The sequence below is a fragment of the Endozoicomonas montiporae CL-33 genome (assembly GCF_001583435.1).
GTDB classification, from domain to species: Bacteria; Pseudomonadota; Gammaproteobacteria; order Pseudomonadales; family Endozoicomonadaceae; genus Endozoicomonas_A; species Endozoicomonas_A montiporae.
Map to the genome: position 1 here is coordinate 851891 of NZ_CP013251.1, position 24365 is coordinate 876255.

At 44.1% G+C, this 24365-nt stretch carries 21 protein-coding genes and 1 pseudogene; 9 read left to right on the plus strand and 13 right to left on the minus strand.

The window, feature by feature from the left end:
• Window positions 1-2 precede the first annotated feature (2 nt).
• From EZMO1_RS03790 to EZMO1_RS03805, 4 genes are all read right to left on the minus strand, one after another.
• On the minus strand, window positions 3-959 hold the full coding sequence (locus EZMO1_RS03790) for an ABC transporter substrate-binding protein (protein ID WP_051790759.1): 957 nt from the start codon (window positions 957-959) through the stop codon (window positions 3-5).
• An 85-nt stretch (window positions 960-1044) separates the two neighbouring features.
• Entirely contained in the window at window positions 1045-2034 is a 990-nt protein-coding gene (locus EZMO1_RS03795) for an ABC transporter permease (protein WP_222842188.1), read from the minus strand.
• Window positions 2034-3527, minus strand: coding sequence for a sugar ABC transporter ATP-binding protein (locus EZMO1_RS03800; protein WP_034879768.1), 1494 nt, complete (start codon window positions 3525-3527; stop codon window positions 2034-2036). Before EZMO1_RS03800 ends, EZMO1_RS03795 begins: the two co-directional genes overlap by 1 nt.
• Window positions 3528-3802: 275 nt before the next feature.
• On the minus strand, window positions 3803-4453 hold the full coding sequence (locus tag EZMO1_RS03805) for an L-fuculose-phosphate aldolase (protein ID WP_034879770.1): 651 nt from the start codon (window positions 4451-4453) through the stop codon (window positions 3803-3805).
• A 222-nt stretch (window positions 4454-4675) separates the two neighbouring features.
• Between EZMO1_RS03805 and EZMO1_RS27980 the strand changes: the two are divergent.
• The 5 genes and pseudogenes from EZMO1_RS27980 to fucO form a co-directional block, all read left to right on the plus strand.
• Window positions 4676-4843: pseudogene (locus EZMO1_RS27980) on the plus strand (DeoR family transcriptional regulator); the annotation flags it as partial.
• A 9-nt stretch (window positions 4844-4852) separates the two neighbouring features.
• A complete protein-coding gene (locus tag EZMO1_RS03810) occupies window positions 4853-5425 on the plus strand; it encodes a DeoR/GlpR family DNA-binding transcription regulator (RefSeq protein ID WP_236632097.1) in 573 nt (190 codons plus the stop codon).
• Between the two features lie 48 nt (window positions 5426-5473).
• Window positions 5474-6892: an L-fuculokinase gene (gene fucK, locus EZMO1_RS03815; RefSeq protein ID WP_034879772.1), complete on the plus strand. Its 1419-nt coding sequence runs from the start codon at window positions 5474-5476 to the stop codon at window positions 6890-6892.
• A gap of 36 nt (window positions 6893-6928) precedes the next feature.
• The gene (gene fucU, locus EZMO1_RS03820) at window positions 6929-7360 is read left to right on the plus strand and encodes an L-fucose mutarotase (protein ID WP_034879773.1); all 432 of its coding nucleotides are present in this window, start codon (window positions 6929-6931) and stop codon (window positions 7358-7360) included.
• Window positions 7361-7375: 15 nt separating this feature from the next.
• Window positions 7376-8524: a lactaldehyde reductase gene (fucO, locus tag EZMO1_RS03825; protein ID WP_034879862.1), complete on the plus strand. Its 1149-nt coding sequence runs from the start codon at window positions 7376-7378 to the stop codon at window positions 8522-8524.
• Between the two features lie 100 nt (window positions 8525-8624).
• On the opposite strand, the gene EZMO1_RS03830 is transcribed toward fucO, so the two are convergent.
• On the minus strand, window positions 8625-9638 hold the full coding sequence (locus EZMO1_RS03830) for a LacI family DNA-binding transcriptional regulator (RefSeq protein WP_152557075.1): 1014 nt from the start codon (window positions 9636-9638) through the stop codon (window positions 8625-8627).
• A 135-nt stretch (window positions 9639-9773) separates the two neighbouring features.
• Here EZMO1_RS03830 and EZMO1_RS03835 point away from each other — a divergent pair, with 135 nt between their 5' ends.
• From EZMO1_RS03835 to EZMO1_RS26515, 4 genes are all read left to right on the plus strand, one after another.
• Entirely contained in the window at window positions 9774-10838 is a 1065-nt protein-coding gene (locus EZMO1_RS03835) for an IS701 family transposase (protein ID WP_034873259.1), read from the plus strand.
• A 1003-nt stretch (window positions 10839-11841) separates the two neighbouring features.
• Entirely contained in the window at window positions 11842-12345 is a 504-nt protein-coding gene (locus tag EZMO1_RS03845) for an HNH endonuclease (RefSeq protein ID WP_051790763.1), read from the plus strand.
• Window positions 12346-12443: 98 nt separating this feature from the next.
• Window positions 12444-12914, plus strand: coding sequence for an IS200/IS605 family transposase (tnpA, locus tag EZMO1_RS03850; RefSeq protein ID WP_061509261.1), 471 nt, complete (start codon window positions 12444-12446; stop codon window positions 12912-12914).
• 501 nt (window positions 12915-13415) lie between these two features.
• Window positions 13416-13574 (plus strand): hypothetical protein, encoded by a 159-nt coding sequence (locus EZMO1_RS26515; protein WP_160173990.1) that lies wholly within the window; start codon window positions 13416-13418, stop codon window positions 13572-13574.
• Here the strand turns inward: EZMO1_RS26515 and EZMO1_RS03855 are convergent.
• From EZMO1_RS03855 to EZMO1_RS03890, 8 genes are all read right to left on the minus strand, one after another.
• Window positions 13571-13966: a hypothetical protein gene (locus EZMO1_RS03855; protein WP_145912458.1), complete on the minus strand. Its 396-nt coding sequence runs from the start codon at window positions 13964-13966 to the stop codon at window positions 13571-13573. The genes EZMO1_RS26515 and EZMO1_RS03855 overlap by 4 nt on opposite strands.
• Complete coding sequence (locus tag EZMO1_RS27190; protein ID WP_034872260.1) at window positions 13944-14207, minus strand: hypothetical protein; 264 nt, start codon at window positions 14205-14207, stop codon at window positions 13944-13946. Before EZMO1_RS27190 ends, EZMO1_RS03855 begins: the two co-directional genes overlap by 23 nt.
• A gap of 14 nt (window positions 14208-14221) precedes the next feature.
• Window positions 14222-14614 (minus strand): hypothetical protein, encoded by a 393-nt coding sequence (locus tag EZMO1_RS03865; RefSeq protein WP_145912459.1) that lies wholly within the window; start codon window positions 14612-14614, stop codon window positions 14222-14224.
• Window positions 14615-14995: 381 nt separating this feature from the next.
• Entirely contained in the window at window positions 14996-16564 is a 1569-nt protein-coding gene (locus tag EZMO1_RS03870) for a nuclease-related domain-containing DEAD/DEAH box helicase (RefSeq protein WP_034872262.1), read from the minus strand.
• The gene (locus EZMO1_RS03875) at window positions 16565-18103 is read right to left on the minus strand and encodes a hypothetical protein (protein ID WP_034872264.1); all 1539 of its coding nucleotides are present in this window, start codon (window positions 18101-18103) and stop codon (window positions 16565-16567) included.
• On the minus strand, window positions 18100-19305 hold the full coding sequence (locus EZMO1_RS03880) for an AAA family ATPase (RefSeq protein ID WP_034872266.1): 1206 nt from the start codon (window positions 19303-19305) through the stop codon (window positions 18100-18102). Before EZMO1_RS03880 ends, EZMO1_RS03875 begins: the two co-directional genes overlap by 4 nt.
• Window positions 19298-21127 carry a DUF1998 domain-containing protein gene (drmB, locus tag EZMO1_RS03885; protein ID WP_051789197.1) on the minus strand — a complete coding sequence of 610 codons (1830 nt, stop codon included), beginning with the start codon at window positions 21125-21127 and terminating at the stop codon, window positions 19298-19300. Before drmB ends, EZMO1_RS03880 begins: the two co-directional genes overlap by 8 nt.
• Window positions 21120-24326 (minus strand): helicase-related protein, encoded by a 3207-nt coding sequence (locus tag EZMO1_RS03890; protein ID WP_034872268.1) that lies wholly within the window; start codon window positions 24324-24326, stop codon window positions 21120-21122. The genes drmB and EZMO1_RS03890 overlap by 8 nt, the downstream gene beginning before the upstream one ends.
• Window positions 24327-24365 lie beyond the last annotated feature (39 nt).

Sequence of the window (24365 nt, forward strand, 5' to 3'; positions counted from 1 at the left end):
TTTTAACCGAGCGGTTTGATTATTTTCTGTATTGCCTCGTCATTAATGTTTTCATCCGTTACCAGGACAGCAGGAACATCGATTACTTTTTCCACCTCGTTTCCATTCAAGGCGTCGTGCAATACTTTCATGCCCATGTAACCGATCTGGAAAGCATCCTGAACAATAACCCCCTGCATAACACCGGTTTCCACAAAATTCACAATGGCATCACTGGCATCAAATCCGACAACTTTGATCTTGCCAGCCAGCCCCTGACTCTGAATAGCGGTAGCCACCCCCATCGATGACCCTTCGTTGGTGCCGTAAACAGCCGATAAATCAGGGTTGGCACGAACAACATCCATGGTTTGGTTCATGGCTCGCTGGGGGTCTCCATCGGAATACAGAGGGCTGAGAACTTCAATATCCGGATATTGTTGCTTAATTTGTTCAACAAACCCGTCAATTCGATTAATAGCTGACGATGTACCCGCATTGTGGGCAACAATAGCTACTTTACCTTTACCATCAAGAATCTGAGCCAAGGCATCAGCAGCCATGGCACCAGCGGCTTTATTGTTAGTGGCAACAAAAGACACCGGAATATCGGAGTTTACACCGGCATCAAACGTCACAATCGGAATATTCTGAGAATGCGCACGTTCAACAGAAGGTATCAGTGCATTAGCGTCCAGTGCTGCAATCAGCAAACCATTTGGCCTTCTGGCCAGTGTGTTTTCGATGAGTTGTATTTGCTGGTCTATTTGTGTTTCATCAGAAGGACCAACAAAACTGGTTTTGACATTTAATTCTTTGGCTGCCGAGTCTGACCCCATTTTAACGGTTTGCCAGAATTCATGCATAAAGCCCTTACTAACAACAGGTAAATAAACGTCTTGCTTGGCATAAGAATGGCCGGGTGTTGCCATCAAGCCTGCAGCAATAAACAGAGATGCAGTCAGAGCACGAAGTTTCATGATTTCCCCTCACTTCAGTTGCAAGTATCCTGTTCAGTGAACACACTTCAGGAATAGTCTCTTTCGAATTGATTTTTTCTGTGTTTTATACGGAACGTTTACGAAGGTTGTCCAGATAGACCGCAGCCACCACAACGGCACCCGTTGCAACCATTTGCCAAAACTGGGAAACACCCATCAGGTTTAAGCCATTTTTAAGAACGCTCATGATAAAAGCGCCAATGACAGTTCCGCCGATGGTGCCAATACCGCCAGCCAAACTGGTGCCACCTATAACCACCGCTGCAATGGCCTCCAGTTCATAACTAACACCTGCTGAGGGTTGGCCGGAATTAAGCCGTGCTGCGAGAATGAGGCCTGCAATACCGGTCAGCAAGCCACAGAAGGTATAAACCATTAATTTCACACGCTGGACATTGATACCAGACAGTCTGGCTGCTTCTTCGTTACTGCCTACTGCATAGATATAACGACCAAAAACGGTACGACGGAGAATGTATGCAGCAATGAATGCAACAACAGCCAGATAAATCACAGGGTAAGGAATTACGTCAAACAGCTTACCGTGTGCCAACATGCGAAATACTGGATAATCCAAAAAGTAAATGGCGCGACCATCCGTAAGCACCATATTCAACCCCCGAACCGACATCATCAAACCCAAAGTGGCAATAAAGGGTGGAATGCCAGCTTTTGTCACCAGCGCCCCGCTGACCATACCGCAAGCCGTAGCAGCGGCAATACCTATCATGATGCTGATTGCCAGAGGAATGCCGGAAGTGGCAGCAATACCGGCACACACACCGGAAAACGCCATCACAGAGCCTAAGGAGAGATCGATGCCTGCTGTGATAATGACATAAGTGACCCCGATGGCCATGATGCCGATAACTGCAGTTTGCAGGGCAATGGTCATCAGGTTATCGACTGACAGAAAATAAGGGCTGCCAATACTGAAAAATGCACAGAGCAATATGAGGCTCAGCAATGGTGCCAGCTTCATTATTAGTTCGCGGTTAAGGGTGAACGCTCTTTCCTGTTTATGTTCTGCTTCAGTTCCTGTGTACATAGTCATCAACTCTCTAAAGCCGCGTATTTCATAATGGATTTTTGATTCGCCTGCTCTCGTGTCAGCTCTGCAGTAATTCGACCATGACGCATGACCACAATTCTGTCGGAGAGTGCGAGTACTTCCGGAAGCTCCGATGAAATCATGATGATGGATTTACCTTGCTTCACCAGTTCATACATCAACTCATAAATTTCATACTTTGCTCCCACATCGATACCCCTGGTTGGCTCGTCGAAGATAAGAACATCGGTGTCTTTGCAGAGCCACTTGGCAATGATGATTTTTTGCTGGTTGCCACCACTGAGATTGCCAGCCAGCTGTTGGAGGTCGGGGGTTTTGATTCTGAGGCGTTTGCTAAGTTTGCTGGCTACTTCAGAGCTTTTCTTTTCATCAATGATGCCTGCCGGATTGCAATAACCCGAGTAATTACTGAGCAACGTATTGATTTCAACAGACAACCCGAGAGCCAGCCCTTCATGCTTTCTGTCTTCGGTCAAATACCCAATACCGGCCTCTATAGCATCAGGAATGGAGTGTTTAGACAGCCGTTTTCCATTTATAATAATTTGTCCACTGCTGACAGGATCTGCCCCGAAAATAGCTCTGGCAACCTCTGTTCTGCCAGCGCCCATCAGGCCGGAAAATCCGAGGATTTCACCGCGGTGCAGATTAAAACTGACATCGCTCAGTACATCTTTACGACAAAGGTCTTTTACTGTCAGTACGACTTCATCACAAACCGCGGACTGGTGAGGTGGGAAGATATCGTCAAGGTCTCTGCCTACCATCATGCTGATCAGCTCATCCAATGAGGTATCCTGATAGTTAACAGTGCCCACATAGCAACCATCTCGCATGACTGTGGCCCGGTCTGCAATGGCTGCCAATTCTTCCAGTCGGTGAGAGATATAAACAATACCTACGCCACGATTTTTGAGCATTTTCGTAACCTTGAAAAGGCTTTCTATTTCACTCTCCGTCAGTGCTGCGGTTGGCTCATCCATAATGAGTATTCTGGAGTTGCACGATAATGCTTTTGCAATCTCTACCATTTGCTGCTGGGCAACGGTCAGGGTGTTTACAAGCGTTTCAGGGGCAATATCCAGATTCAGGTTTTGGAGAATTTCACTGGCAGCACAATTTTGGCTGTGCTCATCCAGTCGCCAACCTTTACGATGCTCCCGACCAATGAATATATTTTGAGCAACCGTAAGGTCGGAGCAAAGGTTAAACTCTTGATGAATAATACTGATGCCAAGGTGTTGCGCTGTAAGTGGATCGGTGACGTTAACAGCCTGACCATCCAAAAATATTTCACCATCGTCTTTTTGGTGAACGCCGGAAAGGACTTTCATCAGGGTGGATTTTCCGGCACCGTTTTCACCAAGAAGGGCGTGAACTTCGCCTTTTCGGATGTCGAAATCTACCTGGTCCAGAGCAATAACGCCGGGAAAACGCTTGGAGATATTTTTCATTATCAATAGGGCGTCAGACATAGGGTTGACCCCTTAATTTACGAAATAATAAAAAAGATAATAGTCGTTTATATGTGATTTTTTTTAAAAGCATTTATTGCACGCATTTATGCTAATTCGTGATAGCAAAAAGGCTATATTTGTGCCCGTTAATCATCAATACTTATTTCGGTCAATCAATCATTCATTGACACAAATCACCGTTTTTAACCAGAAAGTGACACCTGCATAGACTGCTTACTGAACACTACAGAATTTTAAAACACCGGGTCAAAAGACCCGGTTTCATGAATGATTCAGCTCTTTTCTCTTAATCCATAATGTTTAAATTTGCCCAGTACCACGGCAATTTCATCGTCGGAAAGCGTCGGGATTTCCAGTCCTGTTTGCAGTAAGTTAGTGTAAAGCTTGGACAGGGTTTCAACTTCTTCTGCCAACCAGACTGCTTTGGCCAGCGTTTCTCCGGCAGCGGTCATGCCGTGATGCTGCATCAAGATGGCATTTCTTTCAGCAAAGCCCGTGGCAACATGGTCTGACAGTTCTGGAGTACCGTAGGTGGCGTAGGGAATACAGGGAATATCTTTACCGCCTGCGGCAGCAATCATGTAGTGAATGGCTGGAATAGCCTTATTCAAAATTGATAGCGTGGTGCTGAATTGTGCATGATTGTGAACAACGGCATTGAGATCCGGACGCGTTTGATAAATGATCTGATGGAAGCGCCATTCACTGGAAGGCACTTTGTTATTGTCATAAGTGCCATCATTACTGACAAAGACAATATCATTTTCTTCCATTTGATCGTAAGCAATGCCGGAAGGTGTAATTAACATTCCATTATCAAAGCGGCAACTGATATTACCGGCTGTTCCCTGATTCAGGCCTGATTGATTCATGCCCTTGCAGGCTTCAATTATCTTTCCGGACAGGTCGTATCTGATACTCATGGGTAGTGGTTCCTTGCTGAAATAATGCTCGGTTCGCGCCAATGGTAATTGTGAGTGTTTTACACTTCGGGATGACCGAATGTGACCGATATTTTTTAAATATACGATATTGCTTTTGTTTTATTCAATAGAAATTTTACTTGAGCAGTAAGTTTTAGACTGTATTTTAGGTGATTTTTCTTTCTGTTAGGCTGTTTGCATCACTATTGATGTAAATCAAGGATGACCGATTGCGACCGTTTTATTGTAGTTTGCATTGAGAGGTTCAAAGTGAATAAAGAGTTAAACAATCGCCTTAGGGGTATTGTGAACCGGGTTGATCATTCCGGCTCTGTCAGCGTGAAAGATTTGGCTGTGCAGTTCGATGTTTCGGTTGAAACCATGCGCAGAGATCTGAGAGTGCTGGAAGAAAAAGGCCTGCTCCGTCGTCAACATGGAAGTGCACTGTCGCTGGTAGGCGACGAGGTGGGATTGGCATTTGGGCAAAGGGCTGATGAGCAAGCGTCAGAAAAAAATGCTATAGCACAAAAAGCAACAAGCCTGGTTCGGGCTGGTGACGCCATCATGCTGGATGCCAGTTCAAGTAGTTGGTATTTGGCAAAAGTGCTGCCTGATATGAAGTTAACCGTGATCACCAATTCAATGCGAGTAGCCTTCGAATTGGTGTCACGACGAAAAATCAAAACACTAACCATTGGTGGGGAATACTCGGAAAAGTACGGTGCTTTTCTCGGGCCGCTTGCAACATCACAGGTTGGTAACTTTTGTGCGGATATTCTGTTTTTTTCCTGCACCGGCTTTCAGGAGGAGTCAGGCGTCTGGGAAAGCAACGAAGCTAACGCTGCGATCAAACAGTCAATGTTGAGAAGTGCAGAACGCAGCGTGCTGTTATGCGATTCGTCAAAGGTTGGGAAATCAGGCCTGATCCGCCTTTGCAAGACCGATGATCTAAGCCGGGTTATTAGTGAATAAAACGCACCTTTCTTTTTATACGACACTAGATATGTGTTAGGAGTTACTATGGCGCAAGACCTTGTTATTGTACTGGACTGCGGAGCCACTAATGTCAGGGCAATTGCTGTAGACGCTGAGGGCTGTGTAGTCGCCAAGTCTTCCAGGTCGAATGAGACTGAGCCAGCTCCAGATAACCCTTCATGGCATGTTTGGCCGCTGGAACGTATTTTTGAAAAATTCAGCCTTTGCTGTCGTGAAGTATTGAATGAGGTCAGCCCTGAGCAAGTAAAAGGCATCACTGTCACAACATTTGGTGTAGACGGAGGACTGGTTAACAATGTTGGCGAGTTGGTTTATCCCGTCATTAGCTGGAAGTGCCCTCGCACAGACGCATCTATGCAACGGCTTAAGGAATATTTTAATCCTGACGAGGTCGCATTGGAATCCGGCGTTGGGCATTTCGCTTTTAATACACTGAACAAGCTTATTTGGTTCAGGGAAAATCGACCTGAGTTGCTGACAGATGCCCACGGATGGATGTTCATAAGCTCACTGTTTACTCACAAACTGACCGGACGAATGACCAATGATGCCACAATGGTTGGGACGGCTCAGCTTACTGATCTGAAGTCGCAGGCGTTCAATGGAAACATTCTTTCTGTACTTGGTCTTGACGCTCACTTTTTTCCTGAAGTCGTTCAAGCTGGCGAAGTGATCGGTGAACTGCTACCTGACCCTGCCGACAAGCTGGGTCTACCAGCCGGTATTCCGGTTATCTCCACAGGACACGATACGCAGTTTGCTGTCTACGGCTCTGGTGCCAAAGAAGGTCAGCCAGTGTTGTCTTCTGGCACTTGGGAAATATTAATGGCCCGTTCCGGACATATTGATCAATTGTCGTCAAATGTATTTGATGATGGATTTACCTGCGAATGGGACTCTCATGAAGGCGTTTATAACCCGGGCATTCAATGGTTGGCGTCAGGTGTACTGGAGTGGATTGGCAATCAGCTGTATACCGGGCTGGAAGGCGCTGAGAAATACACCAGCATGATTAGAGAGGCTTCTGACGTACCGCCCGGGTGCAATGGGGTGAATTTTAATCCGGATTTTCTGACAGGTCGCAACGGCAAGTCTGACGGCTCTATTTGCGGACTTACTCTCAACACTGGCCGTGGTGCTATTTATCGTGCAGCTCTTGAAGGACTGTGTACCAAATTAAAAGGCAGCCTTAAACAGCTTGAAGATATTGGCGGCTTTTCAACGTCTGAATTAATCCTTGTTGGCGGTGGTTCCAAAAACCCTCTTTGGAATCAACTCAAAGCCGATACTCTTCAACTGCCTGTTAAAGTGCTCAAAGAATCAGAAACAACGGTTTTGGGTGCTTCAATGTTTGCAATGGCTGGTGCGGGTTTGTTTGAAAGTCCCGATGCTGCACGAATGGCGTTCAATATTCAATATGAAACCGTGCTCCCAAGCTGTTAACTATTTTACAAAAAAACTGTAAAGGAAGAAGACATTATGTTGAAAGGAATATCTCCGCTGGTATCACCGGAGCTGTTAAAAGTAATAGCAGAAATGGGACACGGCGATGAATTACTGATTGCTGATGCGCATTTTCCTGGTCATGCCTTGAGTAATCATGTTGTTCGTGCTGACGGTGTTCCGGCAGATCAACTGCTGAAAGCTATTATTCCTCTTTTCGAACTCGATGCGTATTCGCCTCCACTTATTATGATGAGCCCAACCGACGGTGATGAGCTTGATCCAGATGTCGAGAGAAGGTACCGAAAAGCGCTATTTGGTGATGAGGCTGGACTGGATATATGCCGCGCCGAGCGCTTTGCATTTTATGAAAGAGCACAAAAGGCTTTCGCAGTAGTAATGAGTGGTGAAGTCGCCAAGTACGGCAACATTATTTTAAAAAAGGGTGTAACACCTGTTTATAAATAGTAGGAGTTGTTTGTTATGAGTTTTGCATTAAATATGCCCAAACTTAGTCTTTCGGGTTCTGGCGCTGTTGCTGATGCAGTAGCGCATCTGAAAAAACAGCCTGTAAAGAAAGCTCTGATTGTTACAGACAAGACTTTGTTGGAGCTGGGTGTTCTTAACGCGTTACTGGCCGAGCTTGACAAGACTGGCGTGGCTTCTTACCTGTTTGATGACGTGATGCCCAACCCGACCGCCCGCCTGGTGCGTAAAGGGGTTGAGGTTTATCAGCGTGAAGGTTGTGATTGTTTCATTGCAGTAGGTGGGGGGAGCCCTGTAGATGCTGCCAAAGCAATTCGCATTATGGCTAGCAATGACGGGGATATCTGCGATTATAATGGCATTGGAAAAGTTCAGAATAGCGGTGCTTATTTTATTGCTATTAACACGACAGCTGGTACCGCTGCTGAAATGACATCTAATTCAGTCATCACTGACGAAGACAATAAAGTCAAGATGGTGATCATTGACCCTAAACAAATCCCGGATATTGCTGTAAATGATCCTGAGTTGATGACTGACTTGCCTGCCTCTGTGACGGCAGCGACTGGAATGGATGCGCTGACTCATGCCATTGAAGCATACGTTAGTGTGGGGGCACATACACTGACTGACCATAGCGCATTGGAATCCATTCGCATTATTAGTCAGTGGTTACCTGTTGCTGTTGAGCAGGGTGAAAACCTGATGGCACGGGATAAAATGGCTTGTGCTCAGTTTTTGGCAGGCATGGCTTTCAATAGCGCAGGTCTTGGTTTGGTACACGCTATGGCGCATCAGCCCGGTGCGACTCACGATCTCCCACATGGTGTTTGTAACGCTATATTGCTACCTCATATTTGTGCATTTAATGCTGCGGAAAATCCGGAAAAATTCAGAGCAATTGCTGAAGCTATGGGGGGGGATACTCTGCGCCTTAACGATGCGGAGGCTGCCAAGCTGGCAGTCTCGTTGATTAAGAAACTCTCTGATCAGGTGGGGATTCCTTCCGGTTTTGGCAAGCTGGGTGTGAAAGAAGAGGCTCTTGGTCGCTGGATTGAAAAAGCCTTGAATGACCCTTGTTATGGCGGGAATAGCAGGTCAGCGACTGCAGAGGATATTTACGAGCTGTATAAACAAGCACTTTGATAAACCTTCAAACTCCAAATACGTTCTAAATGAAATAGACCCACGCTTCCGTAAGAAGCCGGGTCTTTTTTAGAAGGTGCTCATATGATATTGAGAGGTTTTACTTCTCTATAATTATGGGCTTAACAATGTGAAGCTTGCTTTCAGAGGCTTCTTTGTTAAGTAACTGCTTCATTAATTTTATGCTCAGCTCTGACAAGAGTTTTGTATTTTGTTTCATGGAAACGACTGGGTTTGGGCAAAATTCCAGCATAGGGTGGTCGTCGAAGGAGCCTATCACCATATCCGGGGCAATTTTGCCGTATGTTTTATGAAGGTACTCCATTGCACCCTCTAAAATAGGCAAAGAGACGGTGACTATACCGAGTGGCGCCCTTCCCAGCCGCTGGCAAATCTGCTGCATGATCAGATAGCCATTCATACGCTCATTCTTGCCATGAAGGATGATCTCATTATCCGTCAATTTAAAGCCATTACTACCAAGCCCAACGATCAACCCTTTTAGTCGAGCCTGGACAGACGGCAGGGATATACCGGCTCCTAAAAAAAAGAGTTCACTAGCCATGTTTGCCAACTTTTTCCCAATGACCACCCCACCGTTGTAGTTGTCAGTAGCCACTACAGGGAAGCTTGATATACCAAAGTCACGGTCAAGGATGACAATTGGCTTTCCATTCTCATTAGAGCCAAGAGCTGTTTGCCGCTCTGCTGAGGAAGGTGTAATGAATAGCCCGTCAACGCCTCTTGCCATGAGGTTTTTGAAAACACTTTCTTCTTTTTCTTCATCATCACCACTACAAGCTGTTATTAGCTGATAGCCTGCAGCACGACAATTGGCCTCAAGTTCTTCAGTCAGGAAGGCGAAGAAAGGGTTGGTAAGGCTTGGGATAATCAGTCCGATGGTTCTTGTCTGTTTTAATTTCAGGTTGCGGGCGGTCTGATTGATGGTGTAGCCGTGTTGCTTAATAATGCCCTGAATTTTATCGCGGGTTTTTTCACTGATTCTGTATTTTTTGTCCTGCCCATTGATAACGAGCCTGACTGAAGTGACGGATACGCCCGCAAGCTTTGCTATTTCGTCTACAGTCTTAGTCATAATAAAGCCATAACCCAACTACCCAGAAAAATAAATCTTTTATTACTGCCAGATTACAATATCTCTGCAAAGTCAAGCTATCAGCAATTAGCACAGGATTGCCTCTGAAAAACTCATGTTACGCACCCAGAAAAATCTGCCATGCTTTAGAGCATGAACACAGAGCTGTTTGAGCTGTATAGCGATTACCTGCTGTCCTCATTCGGCAAAACGACAGCTACACAGCTGTCATCTTTGCTGGACGGCGCATACAGCCATGATCAGGTAACACGCCTTCTGTCCCGTAATCACTTCGACAGTAAGACTCTTTGGCACCATGTTAAAGCCGTTGTGCGTCAGGAAGAGCGCGATGATGGAGTACTTATTGCCGACGACACTATTCAGGAGAAACTCTACACTGATGAGAACGACCTGATTGCATGGCACTTTGATCACACCTTTGGTCGTTCGGTAAAAGGTATCAACCTTCTCAACTTTGTTTACCATGTCGGTGATATCTCTATTCCCGTGGCCTACAAGCTTATCGAAAAGCCTATTCAATACTCCGACGTAAAAACTAAAAAAGTTAAACGCAAGGCTGAAACCACCAAGAACGAAGACTTTCGGGAGATGCTGAAAGTTTGCTGTGATAATCAGCTCAAATTTCGTTACGTGCTGGCAGATAGCTGGTTCTGTTCTAACGACAACATGCTGTATATACGACACGAATGCGATAAGCATTTTGTCATGGCCAGCAAGTCAAACCGGAAGGTTTCGCTGAGTGAGGAAGATAAAAGTCGGGGGCGCTCACAGCGCATAGATTCCATTGATTTCTCAGAAGAAAAGCCTATCAAAGGCTGGATTGCAGGCGTGGACTTCCCCGTTCTGCTGTTCCGGCAGGTCTTTACAAACAAAGATGGCAGTAAGGGCATTCTCTATCTGATATGCAGTGATCTTGAGTGTGACGCAGAGGCTTTGAAGGCGATCTACAAAAAACGGTGGAAAGTTGAAGTCTTCCATAAAACACTCAAATCTAATGCGTCAATGGCCAAGTCACCGACTTATACAGTTTTGACGCAGAGTAATCATCTGTTTATGTCGATATATTCGGCATTTCGTCTCGAGGTGCTGGCTAATAAGCTTGATTTAAACCATTTTGAGTTGCGGGCAAAGCTTTATCTCACTGCATTGAAATCATCGTTCCAGAAACTTCAGTCGATGAAGGGGTGCGTAACATGAGTGAAAAATTAGAACTGTTGATCTGTATCAAATCAGACTACATATGTCAGGGCAAAAATATGATCACAAATTGGACAGTGCTATGGCCCCAGAGTCTGTAAACTCTCCTTCTCTCGATCCCGAAGAGTCTCGCCAGATTTTCATTCCATGGATACAGGGTGTTCCTTCCGAGCTCGAACTCCCTGAAAGCCGGATCGTCGCACTTGACAGTAAAACGGTGAAAGGCTCCGCATGGAACAAAGGAAAAGATTCCATACACATGATGAATACTTGTTGCACTGAAGCAGGATGAGTCAAGTAGATATGTCCACATTGGAGCTTTTGACCTGCAACTTGACTTAACCTCAGTCAGAGTATGCCATCAACACTTTACCCATAAAATGTTGATGGATACATCATGACCAAAACACAACTTTAAATAAGCTCCGCTCTTTTTGCACACCACTTTCAGAAATTTAAGGCATTCGTTCTGGAAAAAGGGCGCTTGCTTTTCTATTCCTTTGCCTCACCCCCTACACAGATGGACAAGAGGGATACAAATACGACATTTATAAAGCAGCTCGTGAACAATTAGCTTTTCAGGCATGGGAAAAATCAGACATTGGTAGCGGTGAAATTATTTCTGCCACTCTTCAGACTATAGAGCTTACAAGCCCAAATAATAATCTGGTTTCATGGCAAGCCAAGTACGGTGAAGACAAGCGCCCTCAGCAGCCAATGTATGTGGCACAGGAATCTGGATAAAATCGAAGGTTGTCTTTACAGGCTATACCACACGTCGAAAGAAGTTGATTCATTTGAAGAACTGACAGTTATTTTTGGTAGAACGTACCCGCTCATAAGCTATTTATTATTCATAAAAGATCGTTCTCAGTTTTTATCCATTTCGCCACATTACATGGACAGAGCTTTTGAGTTGCTTGGTGCAGAGTTCAAAACTAGTCATCAGTGCTCGTGGGAAAATTATTTTGTGTACCTTTAGCTCATTCATGATCTGAAGGTGATGCTGGCAGAGCTGCTGAATACAGAAGTGACCTTGCTGGATGCTCACTCTTTTGCCTGGATTTTATCAAGCCAGATGGAGAAAGAAGGGAAGCTGGGTGATTTGGTAGAGGTGCAGGAGAATTTGGCGACAGAAAGGGAAAGCAAGGTCAAAACTCGTGTTGGTCAGGAGAAATTCCGTAGTGACCTCCAGGATTATTGGTCAGTCTGTGCTGTTACTGGGTGTTCGAAACTTCTGACAGCCTCTCATATTAAACCCTGGGCAAAGAGCAGCCCTTCTGAGCGACTTGATCCTTTTAACGGACTGTTGCTATCTCCGGCATTGGATCAATGCTTTGATGCAGGGTATATCAGTTTCGATAATGATGGTGAAATTATGATTTCACCTCAGCTGGGGGATCAGAGCCGGGAAGCTATGGGGATTGACGCGTCCATGAAGCTTGCAACTTTTGATAATAGGCACAAGGAGTATCTGGACTATCACCGGAAGCATGTTTTCAAGTGAGAGCGGCTTTCAATGCGAAGCCTAGGGTCTGATTCCCCGCAGCTTGCTGCGATTCTGCGGCGTTAGCCGCAGCATGGGTTTGTGTCTACATTGGAGAGATGGTTAAAAGCAGTTTTATCCGAAAATCTCACAATGTAACTGTACTTATGTATCATTTAGTCTGCCCTGCAAAATATAGACGAGTAGTGTTCAGTGCAGATGTAGACGACACACTTAAGAAAGTTTGTTTAGATATAACTGACCGTTATGAGATATATTTTTTGGAAATTGGAACAGACAAGGATCATGTCCACTTTTTGATACAGTCAGTACCAACGCTAAGTCCTAAGGATATTGTCCAAACGGTAAAAAGCATTACGGCGAGAGAAATATTTAAACGCAACCCAGAAGTAAGGAAGGAGCTATGGGGTGGTGCGTTATGGAGTTCCGGTTATTTTATGACGACAGTAGGGCAGAATGCTGGAGAAGACGTAATAGCTAAATATGTTAAGAATCAAGGAAATAACGACTATCAACAGCTATATAGGTCACCAATGAACCCAAATCAAATGAGCTTGTTCATGCAGTGAACTTGCGACTATGCATAGATACCTCGCAGCTTGCTGCGAGGTAGTTCAAGTGTGCCGAGCATGTTGCACAGCTTGGGGGTGAAAGTCCCCTGCCCAGCCAGATGAGGGCGAAGGGCTAGCGAAGCACAAGGTTTGTATCGCGAGGTGCAGACTGAAGGCAGTGTGGAGCAAAACTGCGAGCTGACGAATAGAAATCGGATATGAGGCTGTCTGCGTGAGGACGAGTCAGCATGTGATGACGAAGTCCCATACTCATCCGGACACTCGGACAGTAAATCCGGCAGTTGTGCAGGGAAGGCGGTGTAACTTACCTCGGGAGGTCTGTCTGGTGTCTGATATTTCAGACTGAGGTCATCGTAAGATGTCCTGATCGCCATACAGAAGTCAGCAGACGGCATAGTAGCTGGCGAAGTCAGTGAAGGCCTGAACGGTTAGAGCGGTGATTAGTTTCTGTTTCTCGATATATCGGACGCAGACAAAGGCCAGCAAACACTGGTGCTCATGCCAAGCGGTGACGGCGGAACCGAAAGCTGCAAGGTCATAAGAGCTGAGACTATATCGGCATTACAGGATTACAAAAGCCCGGCGGGTGGTGTGAGTCATATGTCTTGTATCACTGACCCTTCCATTGTCATGTTTGTGCTGATGGTAGACGCTTAACTAACCGAAACGCCCAGTACGGACCCGTACGCTGGGTGTTGTGGGAGGAGTGGAGCCGCGAGGCTCCACCCTATCCCGATTATTTTAAGTTTGTCTTTTTCGGCAACAAATTTCTTAATATATGTTTCCTTCCTTAAAGCTGATTTTTTTTGTTTTTCAGACAGTGTTGATATTGGTGTTTTGAGTTTTTCTTTTGTTGAACTGGATATTCTTCCAGAAATAAGTCTTATTTGATCATCCATCCAGCTCTTATAGAATTCATCTTTTGTTATATGGAGCTCTTCGCCATCATAACGATCGGAAACGATCATTTCTGTTTCGCCTACTGAGATAATAACGTACACTCTACTCTTGAATCGGTACTGCATTTCAGGTTCTATTGGAGCTTTCATCCCAAATACCTAACATTGTTGAGCTATTTAATTCTTCAAGACATATGTCAAATTCTAAAACCCTATTAGCTAGACACTGGTAAACATAGACTATGGCTTGATCTCTTTTTATTTTTCTTGATTTGCTTATTTGTTCTACTATCTTTTTTAAAGATATTTGACAGTTTTTCGTATCAAGAATGAGTTGTTTAATTTTTTCTATGATTTGTTTTTCAGGTGTTTTACCTAAGTGCAATCTCATTTTTTGAAAGTTTTTTAAACGAGCCCCTTTTCAATATAATCGCCTGTAACCAAAATGAAATTAAAATCCATATCGTTAAAGGTTTTTTCTATTTCATAAAATTTATCCTCTTCCTCTTCAGACATTTCAAAGCCTTTGGGCTTTATTTCATAAAATGTTGGTTTGAATATGTAGAAGTCAACTAAAAAATCTGCAGTGTATTGATGACCAATTTGATACAAATCATATGTGATAGTTTGCGGTTGAGAAATGAAACCTCTTACACGGCTATCAGCTTCCAAAAACTCAGCGAAATTAAATTCATTTGGTGATTCTGTTGCCAGATGCATACCCATTTTTTTACTTGGATACTTGAGACGATGATTGCCAGGAGTTAACTTTCTGGTACCTAAGTACTGTTCAAGCAAGGGAGTCGTGAGTTTCGGCTCCTATAAACAGAATCAAAAACATCTGATCTATTTATAGAAGCGAAACTCATTTTGTGCCAATCTTTTCTTAAATTCTATGCCATACTATAATTGAAATATGACAATCTTTACTTAAAAAACCAGCAGTCATGTTGGAAACACCATAAGCTGGTGAGTAATTGCCTGTAACACCTTGATTTTACGTTCTTAAGTTAACCATAAGCCGGTGAGTTTTTTAACCATATGCTGGTAATTTCTATGACTTTAAAACCATAAGCTGGTATTTTCCATTAGCACTAAAAACACATACGGTTACGACCACATAGATCGCAATACAGTGTACTGTTTGTCACGGCGTTGGGTGAAGAACAATATCCTCGTTTAACCCCAAAAACAATATAGCTTCACTTTGGCCCTGCTCATCCCAACATAATGCAAGGAGCAGCTATCATCACCAGATAATGAAACTGGGTCAGGAAGATCTAATAGAATAACAACATCACTTTCAAGACCTTTAAAATGCTTTATTTCTGCAAATGTTATCCCTTCGAAGGGGTATTTTCTGACTTTATAATCATCTAATTCAGCAATATCGACGGTTTCATCCTTGGCCAGCTTTGAGAGCAATGACCGACGCTTTCTGACAGATGAGAGTAAGGTTATAGAGCTCTTGTCTATTTCTGAATATCTTAATTCCTTTAAAAGTTCTGAAAGGTGATTGACCAATACAGCCTCATTGCCCCGGTATTCGGTAACCTCTGGACCTTCAACAAGCGTTGGTTTTCCTAGATCGCAGTTAAGTGAAGCTTGAATACTCGTCAGAATATTGCTCGTATTTCGGCAGTTAATGTTAAGACGAAGATAAGCAGGATTATTTTTTGTTCCTAGCCAGTCCAAAGCACTCTCATCTACGGATGACAAAACATTAGCCTGATTATTAGCATCGTGAAAAAAGTACCATTGCCCCTTATCCAACCCTCCCGTGACAACATGATCCAAAGCATTGAGGTCCTTATTGTTTAATAGGTCTTGCCCCTCATCAACAATTAAAACATCAAAAGTATCAAGCCCTGAACGCCTCATCGCTGCAGAGAGCCCATTGACTGTTGCGACCACTAGATTTTCTGACTTGATCCTTGTCATTAAATAATGGCGTAGCCAAGATGACTTGCATGCCAAAAGTACTGTTTTTCCATGCGCGATAAAACGCCGGGCCATCTCTGCAGCCAGGAAAGTTTTTCCTGTTCCTGCTCCGCCGGAACATAAAACACGCCTATTATCCATTGCCATATCAACATAGTGATACTGTTCTTCTGTCAAACTAACCGATGAGTTATTTACACTCTCAATTTGATCAAACAGCGGCTGAACTACTTCGAAGTTTGGTCGTAGGAAGGTAGCAATGGCATACACATCCTCCTTTGAAAGCAGGTTGGCATTTGCTGGCCGTTTATAGTTCCAGTACTCAAATAAATCACTCAACCATTTATCAAATTGTCGTAAATCGGTGGAATCACAGATCATTTCCCGGTCCCACTCAGCGCCAGGTTTATTCCATACCACATTAGGGAAGGCCACTGCATAGCCTATCGGGATACGTGTTTCCTCAAGCTTAACAAGCTCTTTGATTTTTTGGTTAATCGCATGCACAGCACCATTTGCCTGCTTGAATGGATCTGAGATACGGTGAACACCATGCTTATTTTCTGTAGACCACACACCATCTTGGAAGGATATTTTACCTCCTTTCACTTCGAGTACGAACAAGCCGAAGGTACTTACGATAACAAAATCTGCTTCCCCCTCCCGCTTTTGTGCATGACTTGTCAACGCCAGAGAGTGGAAGGCGACATGATCAGCTCCTTCCACTTCTGCTGCTTGAAGAGCCGAAAATACCTGACCTTCAGCATAACTGTTATTGTCGTATGGAATGTTCGGGATAATCTTCATTTATGACTTTTTCTTAAATGCATCAATGATTGGATTGAAGTTAAAAAGCTCACTGGCATTACTAATTGTTTTTATGCTCATGAATTTTTCGAGCGAATCAAATATAATCTCTGCCGTAATCTTTGGCTCTGCTCTAGGTTTTACCATGGTCGTCCAATTTACAAATTCATCAATCGACACATCCATATGACGGCTGAACCACATATAAAAATCGCGCTTTTCATAATAATTTGTATTGCCAGATTTAAAGCACTTGTCGTAGAGCATCAGCGGTCTCGACGGTTCAGGAAAACTTATCACATTGCTCTTATCTTGTTCATGCATATACTCCGCCATTTTGAATGAAACCCAGGTAGATAAGTCCTGAATGCCTCTGATTGCTGATGGAACATTGATAAATCCATTAACCGCCCCAAAAAAAAGAGCCAGCAAACAGTAATCCTCTTCTGTAAATCTATTGTGATAGTACTTCAGCATGGTTTCAGAATGGTCACGCACAAAGAACATAGTCAGCAATATAAATATTTTCGAACGTCCCGGCTCTTTGGCTTCATAATGCTTAATAGTTTTCTCAAAAATGGTATCAGAATCATCGGTAAGTGTTCGCTCAACAAGCCCGGTCAAACTATTAGCTATACCTGCACAGTCTCTGGCATAGCCAGCAGGCAAGTGTTCATCTTTCAGAAGCTGGAGAATGTCGTATCGTGCTTCATCAACATTTGTCTGATCAGAAATACAACGAATGATTTGGCTATACAATTGAGCAGTTTCACTCGAGTTGTCATTTTTCCCAAAAAATTCTAACAATGGCGCTATATTCTTTTGTTTTTCAGAATCTATATTGTTAGCTGCAAAATCATGAAATGTTTGCGAAGACTGTCGTCCATTTTTCGTCTGGTAATATAAAAGGATTAATGCGCCACCATATGAGAAAGCTTTATTATAGTTCAGTTTTCTGTTTGGTACCTGCTCACTGAGAGACTTCGTTGCAGTTAACTCACTTTCAGCTCCTAAAGCTAAGTTGCCCTCTGCTCGTTTAGGCCCTTTAAAAAGAGCTGCCTTGTTGGTGACAAACTTTCCGCTGTTGCTGCCATAAGCGCACTCGTACTTGATCGCAATAGATTTTTTAGTACCTACATCCTTTAAAATAATATTTTTGATGCAGCTCAGTGGAAGTGGCGCAGGCAACAACACCTCAGAAAATGTTTGCGAGTCATCAATGTTGCCTTCGATATTAAATGGGTGATAGGCACCTTTTTCAAGCTCTTCTGTGCGATAGAATGCCGAGGCAGTAATCTGTTTAATATCAAGCTCAAGCAAGCACTCGGATAGGTTCTCATCTTCACTTTTAGCAACTTGCAGTGCACCCAATAGATTGCTTTGAGGGTAACAAGGCAGGTAGCCATCAGGCGTATCACACATGGCATCATTCACATATGCGCTCTTAGGGAACCCGTTTTTGTCAACGATTAAGCCGCAATTGAGAAAGAATTCCAAGTTTTCAGTATTTGTAACAATAAACCAGGCAGTGGCACTCATAACTGTCGCCTCTTTAGTAACTCGATTTCCGTTTTTTTCCCATTATGCTCAATGATGACGGTTTCATCTTCAGGGGGGAGTATCTCTTCCAGAATACTCGTTTGGCTTGAGCTTTTCAGCAGGTAGAGCCTTTCCCTGGCTCTCGATGACATCACGTATAGCCGCTTCATTAAGCTCTCTTTGTCATTTGAGATGGGCTTGAACCCATCAACTAAGATAAACACGATATCGAACTCAATGCCCTTCACTGACTTATCGTTCAGTACAACGATGCCACCATTGCCAAAATCGATATTGACACTTCCCTTTTGATCCGAGAAATACGTACTGACTACTGGAGCCGAATATTTACGGCTCTTGTCATCTTTCTGTAAGTCCTTAGTCCACCATTCTCGCTTATTTTCATTGGCTACAAAAAAGCCTATGAGTTTGCTGGGGTCTCTGTCATATTCGCTGAGGATCTGCTCTTTTACGCGATCGATTGTTTTGTATTCGAATAAAATGGGTGTGTTTACTGAAGGTCTGTTTGGAAGCCGTGGTTTAGGACTGGTTTTATCTGTGTAAAAATAATTTGAAAAAGCAGCTATTGCTGTCGTGTTTCGCCAGTTCTCTTTCAGCTCAATTACGTCACTGTTTTCAAGCCCCAAAACCTCTTCAATATCTTTTCTTGATGAGTTTTCATCTGTAATTTGCTGATTCTGATCCGCAACAACAAAGAAATTTTCGATACTTAAACTTTCAATACATTCATACCAGTCGGGGGGTAAATCCTGACCTTCATCAATAATCAGGCTATGGTCTGAAAAATTAGCGTTGTGTTGTTCAAAGCGTTCGGATACTTTTTCGTAGTCTGGCTTATGTGCTTCAATCTCTGGCATCTTATCTGTGTGGTAGGTTTGTGCAGTACCGCCGACGATATTCCAGTGAAGATCATAAAGCCAGGACATTGCGGTGCTCATGTTCCCCGAAACATCATCACCCAGTAAGATTTTATTGGCATGATTAAGCACATGGTTGAATGTCAAAAAATGTACATTTTGCTTATTTTCTAACTCTTTCATTCTCCATAGTGCGACCACTGATTTACCTGTACCGGGAGCCCCTACTACCAAATATTGCCCATCCGCTGGAAGTCGTAATACTCTCCTCTGATCTTTAGTTAGCTCATCTCGTCTGGGGAGCTTAAAAATTCGTTTAGCCATCTATGTTTCTCATTACATCTCGTAGAGAAGGTATTCCCGATGCGGAATTTCCCTTAATAAATACACGGTCTAAAAAAACGTTGTTATAGCTGCAAGACGTGTCAGGCACCAATGCACAGGCATGGCAAGCCGCGCGGTTTAACCATGAGGGACCTTGCCCCTCCATTTCCCCACAAACCGGGTCTAACGAACACCAGTCCGCCTGACGTAAAGCAGCATCAAATAAGCGCATGAATTTATCAGGTCTTGCCAAGTCAACGATACCACCCAGAGAGCCAGCAACATCTGCCACTGCTGTATAAATAAGAATGCCTGCCATATTATCAGAAGATGAGCAGTAAATTCGTTCTTGCAGAGAGGCTGCTGGGTAGCCTGCTGTAGATTCAAGCTCCCGGATCAAAATATGAGCCAAAGTATGAAGCATGATAAAACGAGGCGATGGCGTGGCATCATCAGGCAGTAGCATATTCGAATCTTGATAGCGCTGTTCAATTTCATTGGCTCTCTGCCGTAGAGCCTGGGTTGATTCCCACTCCTTGAGTTTCTCTGCATCAAGGGTAAAAAATATACCCTCGCCGAATAACTCTATTGCTGGCAACCAGTCAGCCTCATTGACCAGATCAGGCGGAAGAACTGGAATAGGCTGATGTGCCTCAATATCGCTTGCCGCTCTGGAGAATCCCTTGAGTACTTCAATCACCCGAAGTCTGTCCACCGCCACTAACCGGTCTACTAATCTGGCCGAAGACTGCAGTTCTGAGGCCTCTTGGAGTTCATCTATGTACTTCAGCCAATCCGACGTCATGTGTTGAGTTCTAAAATCCGCGCTCTCATGGAAATCTTCCGGAGTAATCAGAGCAAGGTATTCATCACCCAGCATGTCTCCGGCTACTATTTCAGGCTCTAAAGAAGTGGTCGTTGTAACCTTGTTTTTAAGAGCCGCCATCAGTTCGGATTCAGTGCAGTGAAGTGCGCTTATGGCTCTTTTGATTAATTTCTTGCGCTGCAGGTTGCGGGTTGCGTTTTTAATGTCATTTATTAACTGGGAGTTAAGCTCCAGCTTATATTCCAAAGAGTTTTTATCGATGTTTGACTCTGGAGGAATAACGAGAGCCTGTGCATTTTGGGGGGTGTAGACCCTGGGATCGTTCACTTCCATAATCGTATAAGTTATCTCACTTTCAAGAAGGCTAGGAAATTTCTGCTTTATCTGAAAATGGTTATTCAGCTTGAAGTCAGCCTGCTCGAAAACAGCCTGCGACTTACATTTCTCACACTTAACAATTTGTTTCCCTCTTTGCCCGCTAACCACCTTCAAATAGCTATTTTCACGATCAGGCACACAGCGTTTTTTGCTATTTCTATGACAAATAAGATGCCATGGTACATTGACGAGATCTCCGAAACTGCTTGTTGCACACCAGGTCAACTGCTCCAGATTACCTGATTTACATTTATTGCAATTGATCTGTTCATCAATCGCTGCCTCACTGGTACACCAGGGTTCGAAAAAAAGAAGGTCACACCTATTACATTTCATCCACGAAGGGAATCGCTCTGTTGGAATTGTAGCTCCATGAATCTTCAAGTTTTTCGAATCATCAAATTCTGCTGTCGGTGGCAATAAAAGCCTTTGATGAATTCGAAGGTGCTGCTTTACACGCTCAACAGCGTACAGTTGAGTCATCTTTTGAGCTGACCAAAACCTTGTATCTTTAACATTCATCAGCCAGTCATTTTGATCACGTACAATGGAACCTACGGCAGCATGACTTGTTAAATGAGAAAACCGAACAGGAGTAAACCAGTTTTTATCAATCATGATATTTGTCACCTGCTACTTCAAAGAGAGCAGTCTTTTCAACATTTCTCATTGAGTTCAACGTTTTCCAAAGCCCTGAGGCAAACTGGCTGTCTTCAAATGGAGCAAGAAGACCATCAGTGGACTTGTCATTTTGTTTATACCTGAGGTTAGTGACCTCTGATGCCTCTTTTTCCCATTCTTCTGCCAGTCGGTCCAGATGCGCGAGAACCTCAGCTTCAGTGGCTTTACGTCCATTAAGTGCATGTTTGATGCGAACCTTTAACAGGCGAAGTACTTTTGCCACTTCTGGCTGATCTTTGGCAAAGTGCTGTGCGTCAGTATTTTCCAGCAAGCCATGCTCACAGTGTCTCACGGCAGATACAAGGGCGGCATGCAGTGCCCTGCTCCTGACTTGCGAAGTGAACGGCGTCAAACTTGAAGGCTCTACAAATCGGTAGAATGATCTGTGATATGCCCTGAAGTTTTCATAGTGAGAAAGACTTCTGGCCTGAGTCTTGTAGTAATTTGCAAACACGATCCCAGGCGTTTTCCCCCTGCCTACCCGACTACTTGCCTGAATATACTCTGCTGTAGTCAACGGCTGACCATTTATAACCATCAGTGCCAGCCTTGGCTCGTCCAAGCCAACCGATACCATGTTCGTGGCCAGCGTAGCATCAAGAGCATCATCCTTTTCGCATGTCGAGCTTAGAGAGTCAAAAACCTTTGCATTGGCATCCGCCGTTTGATTACTGGTGAGTGATTTTATATTGAGTTCACGAGCCGGAAAGAATTGTTTATACAGCTTGAGGAAGTCTTGATTATCGGAAATTTCGTCTGGACACTTTCCATTAAAGAAACCAGGGAATTCATTTAATTTACTGGATAGTGACTCAGCAATGCCTGGCTCTATGGTTTCGGCTTCTTTGAAAAAATTCGATAGCAGCATACGATTCTGAATACGGGGAATGCCGCTCTGAAAATTCGTTCTGCTATTACCTACCCCTTTAAGACTCCCGTGATAGATCAGCTGAGTCCACCAAGCATCCTTCAGTTTGGCTTGATCGTAGAAAAGAGCTTGTGGGGCGGCGACTAAGGTACCCGCCAGATCATCAAGACAATTCTGTCGTTGTCGACCAAAGGCCATGTAACCCACGTAGAGTCTTCCTGGCTTTTCACTCAACGGCACTTCGCGTGCAAAGTAAGAGTCCTTTTGGCGAAGTCCTACGGGGGGGAATACGGCCATATCACGCCCGAACAGTGCTTTAACTTGCTCAGAGGCTTGGCGAATAGTTGCTGTTGAAGCAATAAACTTGGGATATACGCCGCGAGAGACAAGGATCGCCTCGAGACCCACCTCGTAAATCCCAACAATAGAACCCAACGCACCTGAAATGAGGTGCAGTTCATCTTGAATGATCAGTTCCGGTGGTCGATGGGTATTACCGCCAAAAAAAACACCTGCCCGGTTTTCCCAGGGGAGTCGGGCAAACTTATCTACTGTTGCAATCAATAAGCTTGGTGGTTTCTGGTAGAGTGCTTCATCGACAACATTGAAAGGTAAAATGTTATTTTCGTCACAACCAAAAGAACATTTCTGGTTACTACATGAGAGGTGAAAACTTGTTTCAGTCGCCTTGTAATTCTCTTTTGTAAACGCGGTGGCACACCAGGGGCATTGCTGCAAAACAAACTTACTAAAGTTACCCTTACTGTGTTCATCAAGCGCCTGAATAAAGGTGTTGGGTGAAGATTCACCTCCTAGCCACAACCCTACGCTATACGGCTCTTCGCCAAGTGCGGGGGTCTCCCGTCGTATGAGCTCTAATGCAGACACAACCTTGCAGGCACGAACAAATTGCTGAGAGGTCAATAGACGCAGAGTGTACCGCATGATGGCAGTAGTTCCTCCGCCACTGGCGGAATACTTCAGGCGACGATAGACAAAAACGAATGCCATTACTCCCAGGTAAGCTTCTGTCTTACCTCCGCCGGTAGGGAACCAGATCAAATCAACCCAGTCCCTATAGTCGCAGTCCTCATTAATGGAAGACTCTAAAGCCATAAGAAAGAAAGCAAGCTGAAAAGGTCGCCAACTGTATGGGGTCTTGGGGATATTAGTACTACCAAGCTTCATTTGGGCAAGCATTGCCTGATTGGCTAACGAGAAAGCAAGTTGTGCATCTTCATTTTCGCGCAATAGAGAAATGCTACTTCGCATCCGTATTTCAGCGGTTTCCATACGGGAAATGAGACGGTGAGCGGTATCTTGCTCATCATCTTCTTCAGATGCTGCAAGGTCCTCTTGTGTTTCTATCCAGTCGGAATAGTTATCCACAAACTCATCAAGCTGATCAAAAACACAGCTATTGGACTGGATTGACTTGAGGAATTCAAAACTCAGCACTTCCGTAAATTGACCGCTGGTGTTTGCAGTGACCTGAGGTACTTCGACGGTAGGCATAAATTCACTGAATATCTCCACTTCACCGCTGTCATCACTCCAATTCGTCGCGACGCCGTGACCGATGGCATAAACGTGTTCATCTTTGTAGCGGAGTTCGAGCTCTTGCTCTTCTTCAGTCAATAACGCCTTGCTAACGCGCGGATAGTTCCGAAGAGCGTTTTCTGGCAAAAAGCACCTTAGTTGAGCTTCGAATAAAGAATTTTCAGCTGACTTGTCACGTTCCTTTTCTTTTTGATTTAGTTTGACTTGCTGAATATTGGAAAGAGTCACTGTCACGATTTTACCATCCCCATGGGGACGGACATTGACATCGACCCTGGCACGTCCTTGACAAACAACATGTTTCGATGGGGCTTCAAGCAGCGCTTCAATTTCTTCACCACCATCATCCACAAGAGGGTGTTTCTCCCAATGCCGAACGCGGTTAGGTGAGCCTTGATCCTTAAACCTGACAGCGCTGAAAAAAACACGCAAAGACTCTAAGGTATTATCGATATAGAATGAAAAGCCCATAGATGAAGGGGGCTGGTACTTCGTTTTCTTGGCTGACGAAACCTCCTTAGTATCGCTATCTTCTTCATCGACTTGATCGTCGCTTTCATATTCCGAACCTGTCGGGTAAAGAATCCCTGTTGTGTAGCGATTAAAGGGGTTGGTTTCAAAAAGTAAGTCGTCTTTTAGTTTTTCCCCGGTTAAACACTGCTTCACCCAGTTAACAAACTCTAAACGAGCCTTGGTGTAATCAGCCATGGCGCTTAGTTCCTAATCATTCGTTAATTTTGTCTTAAT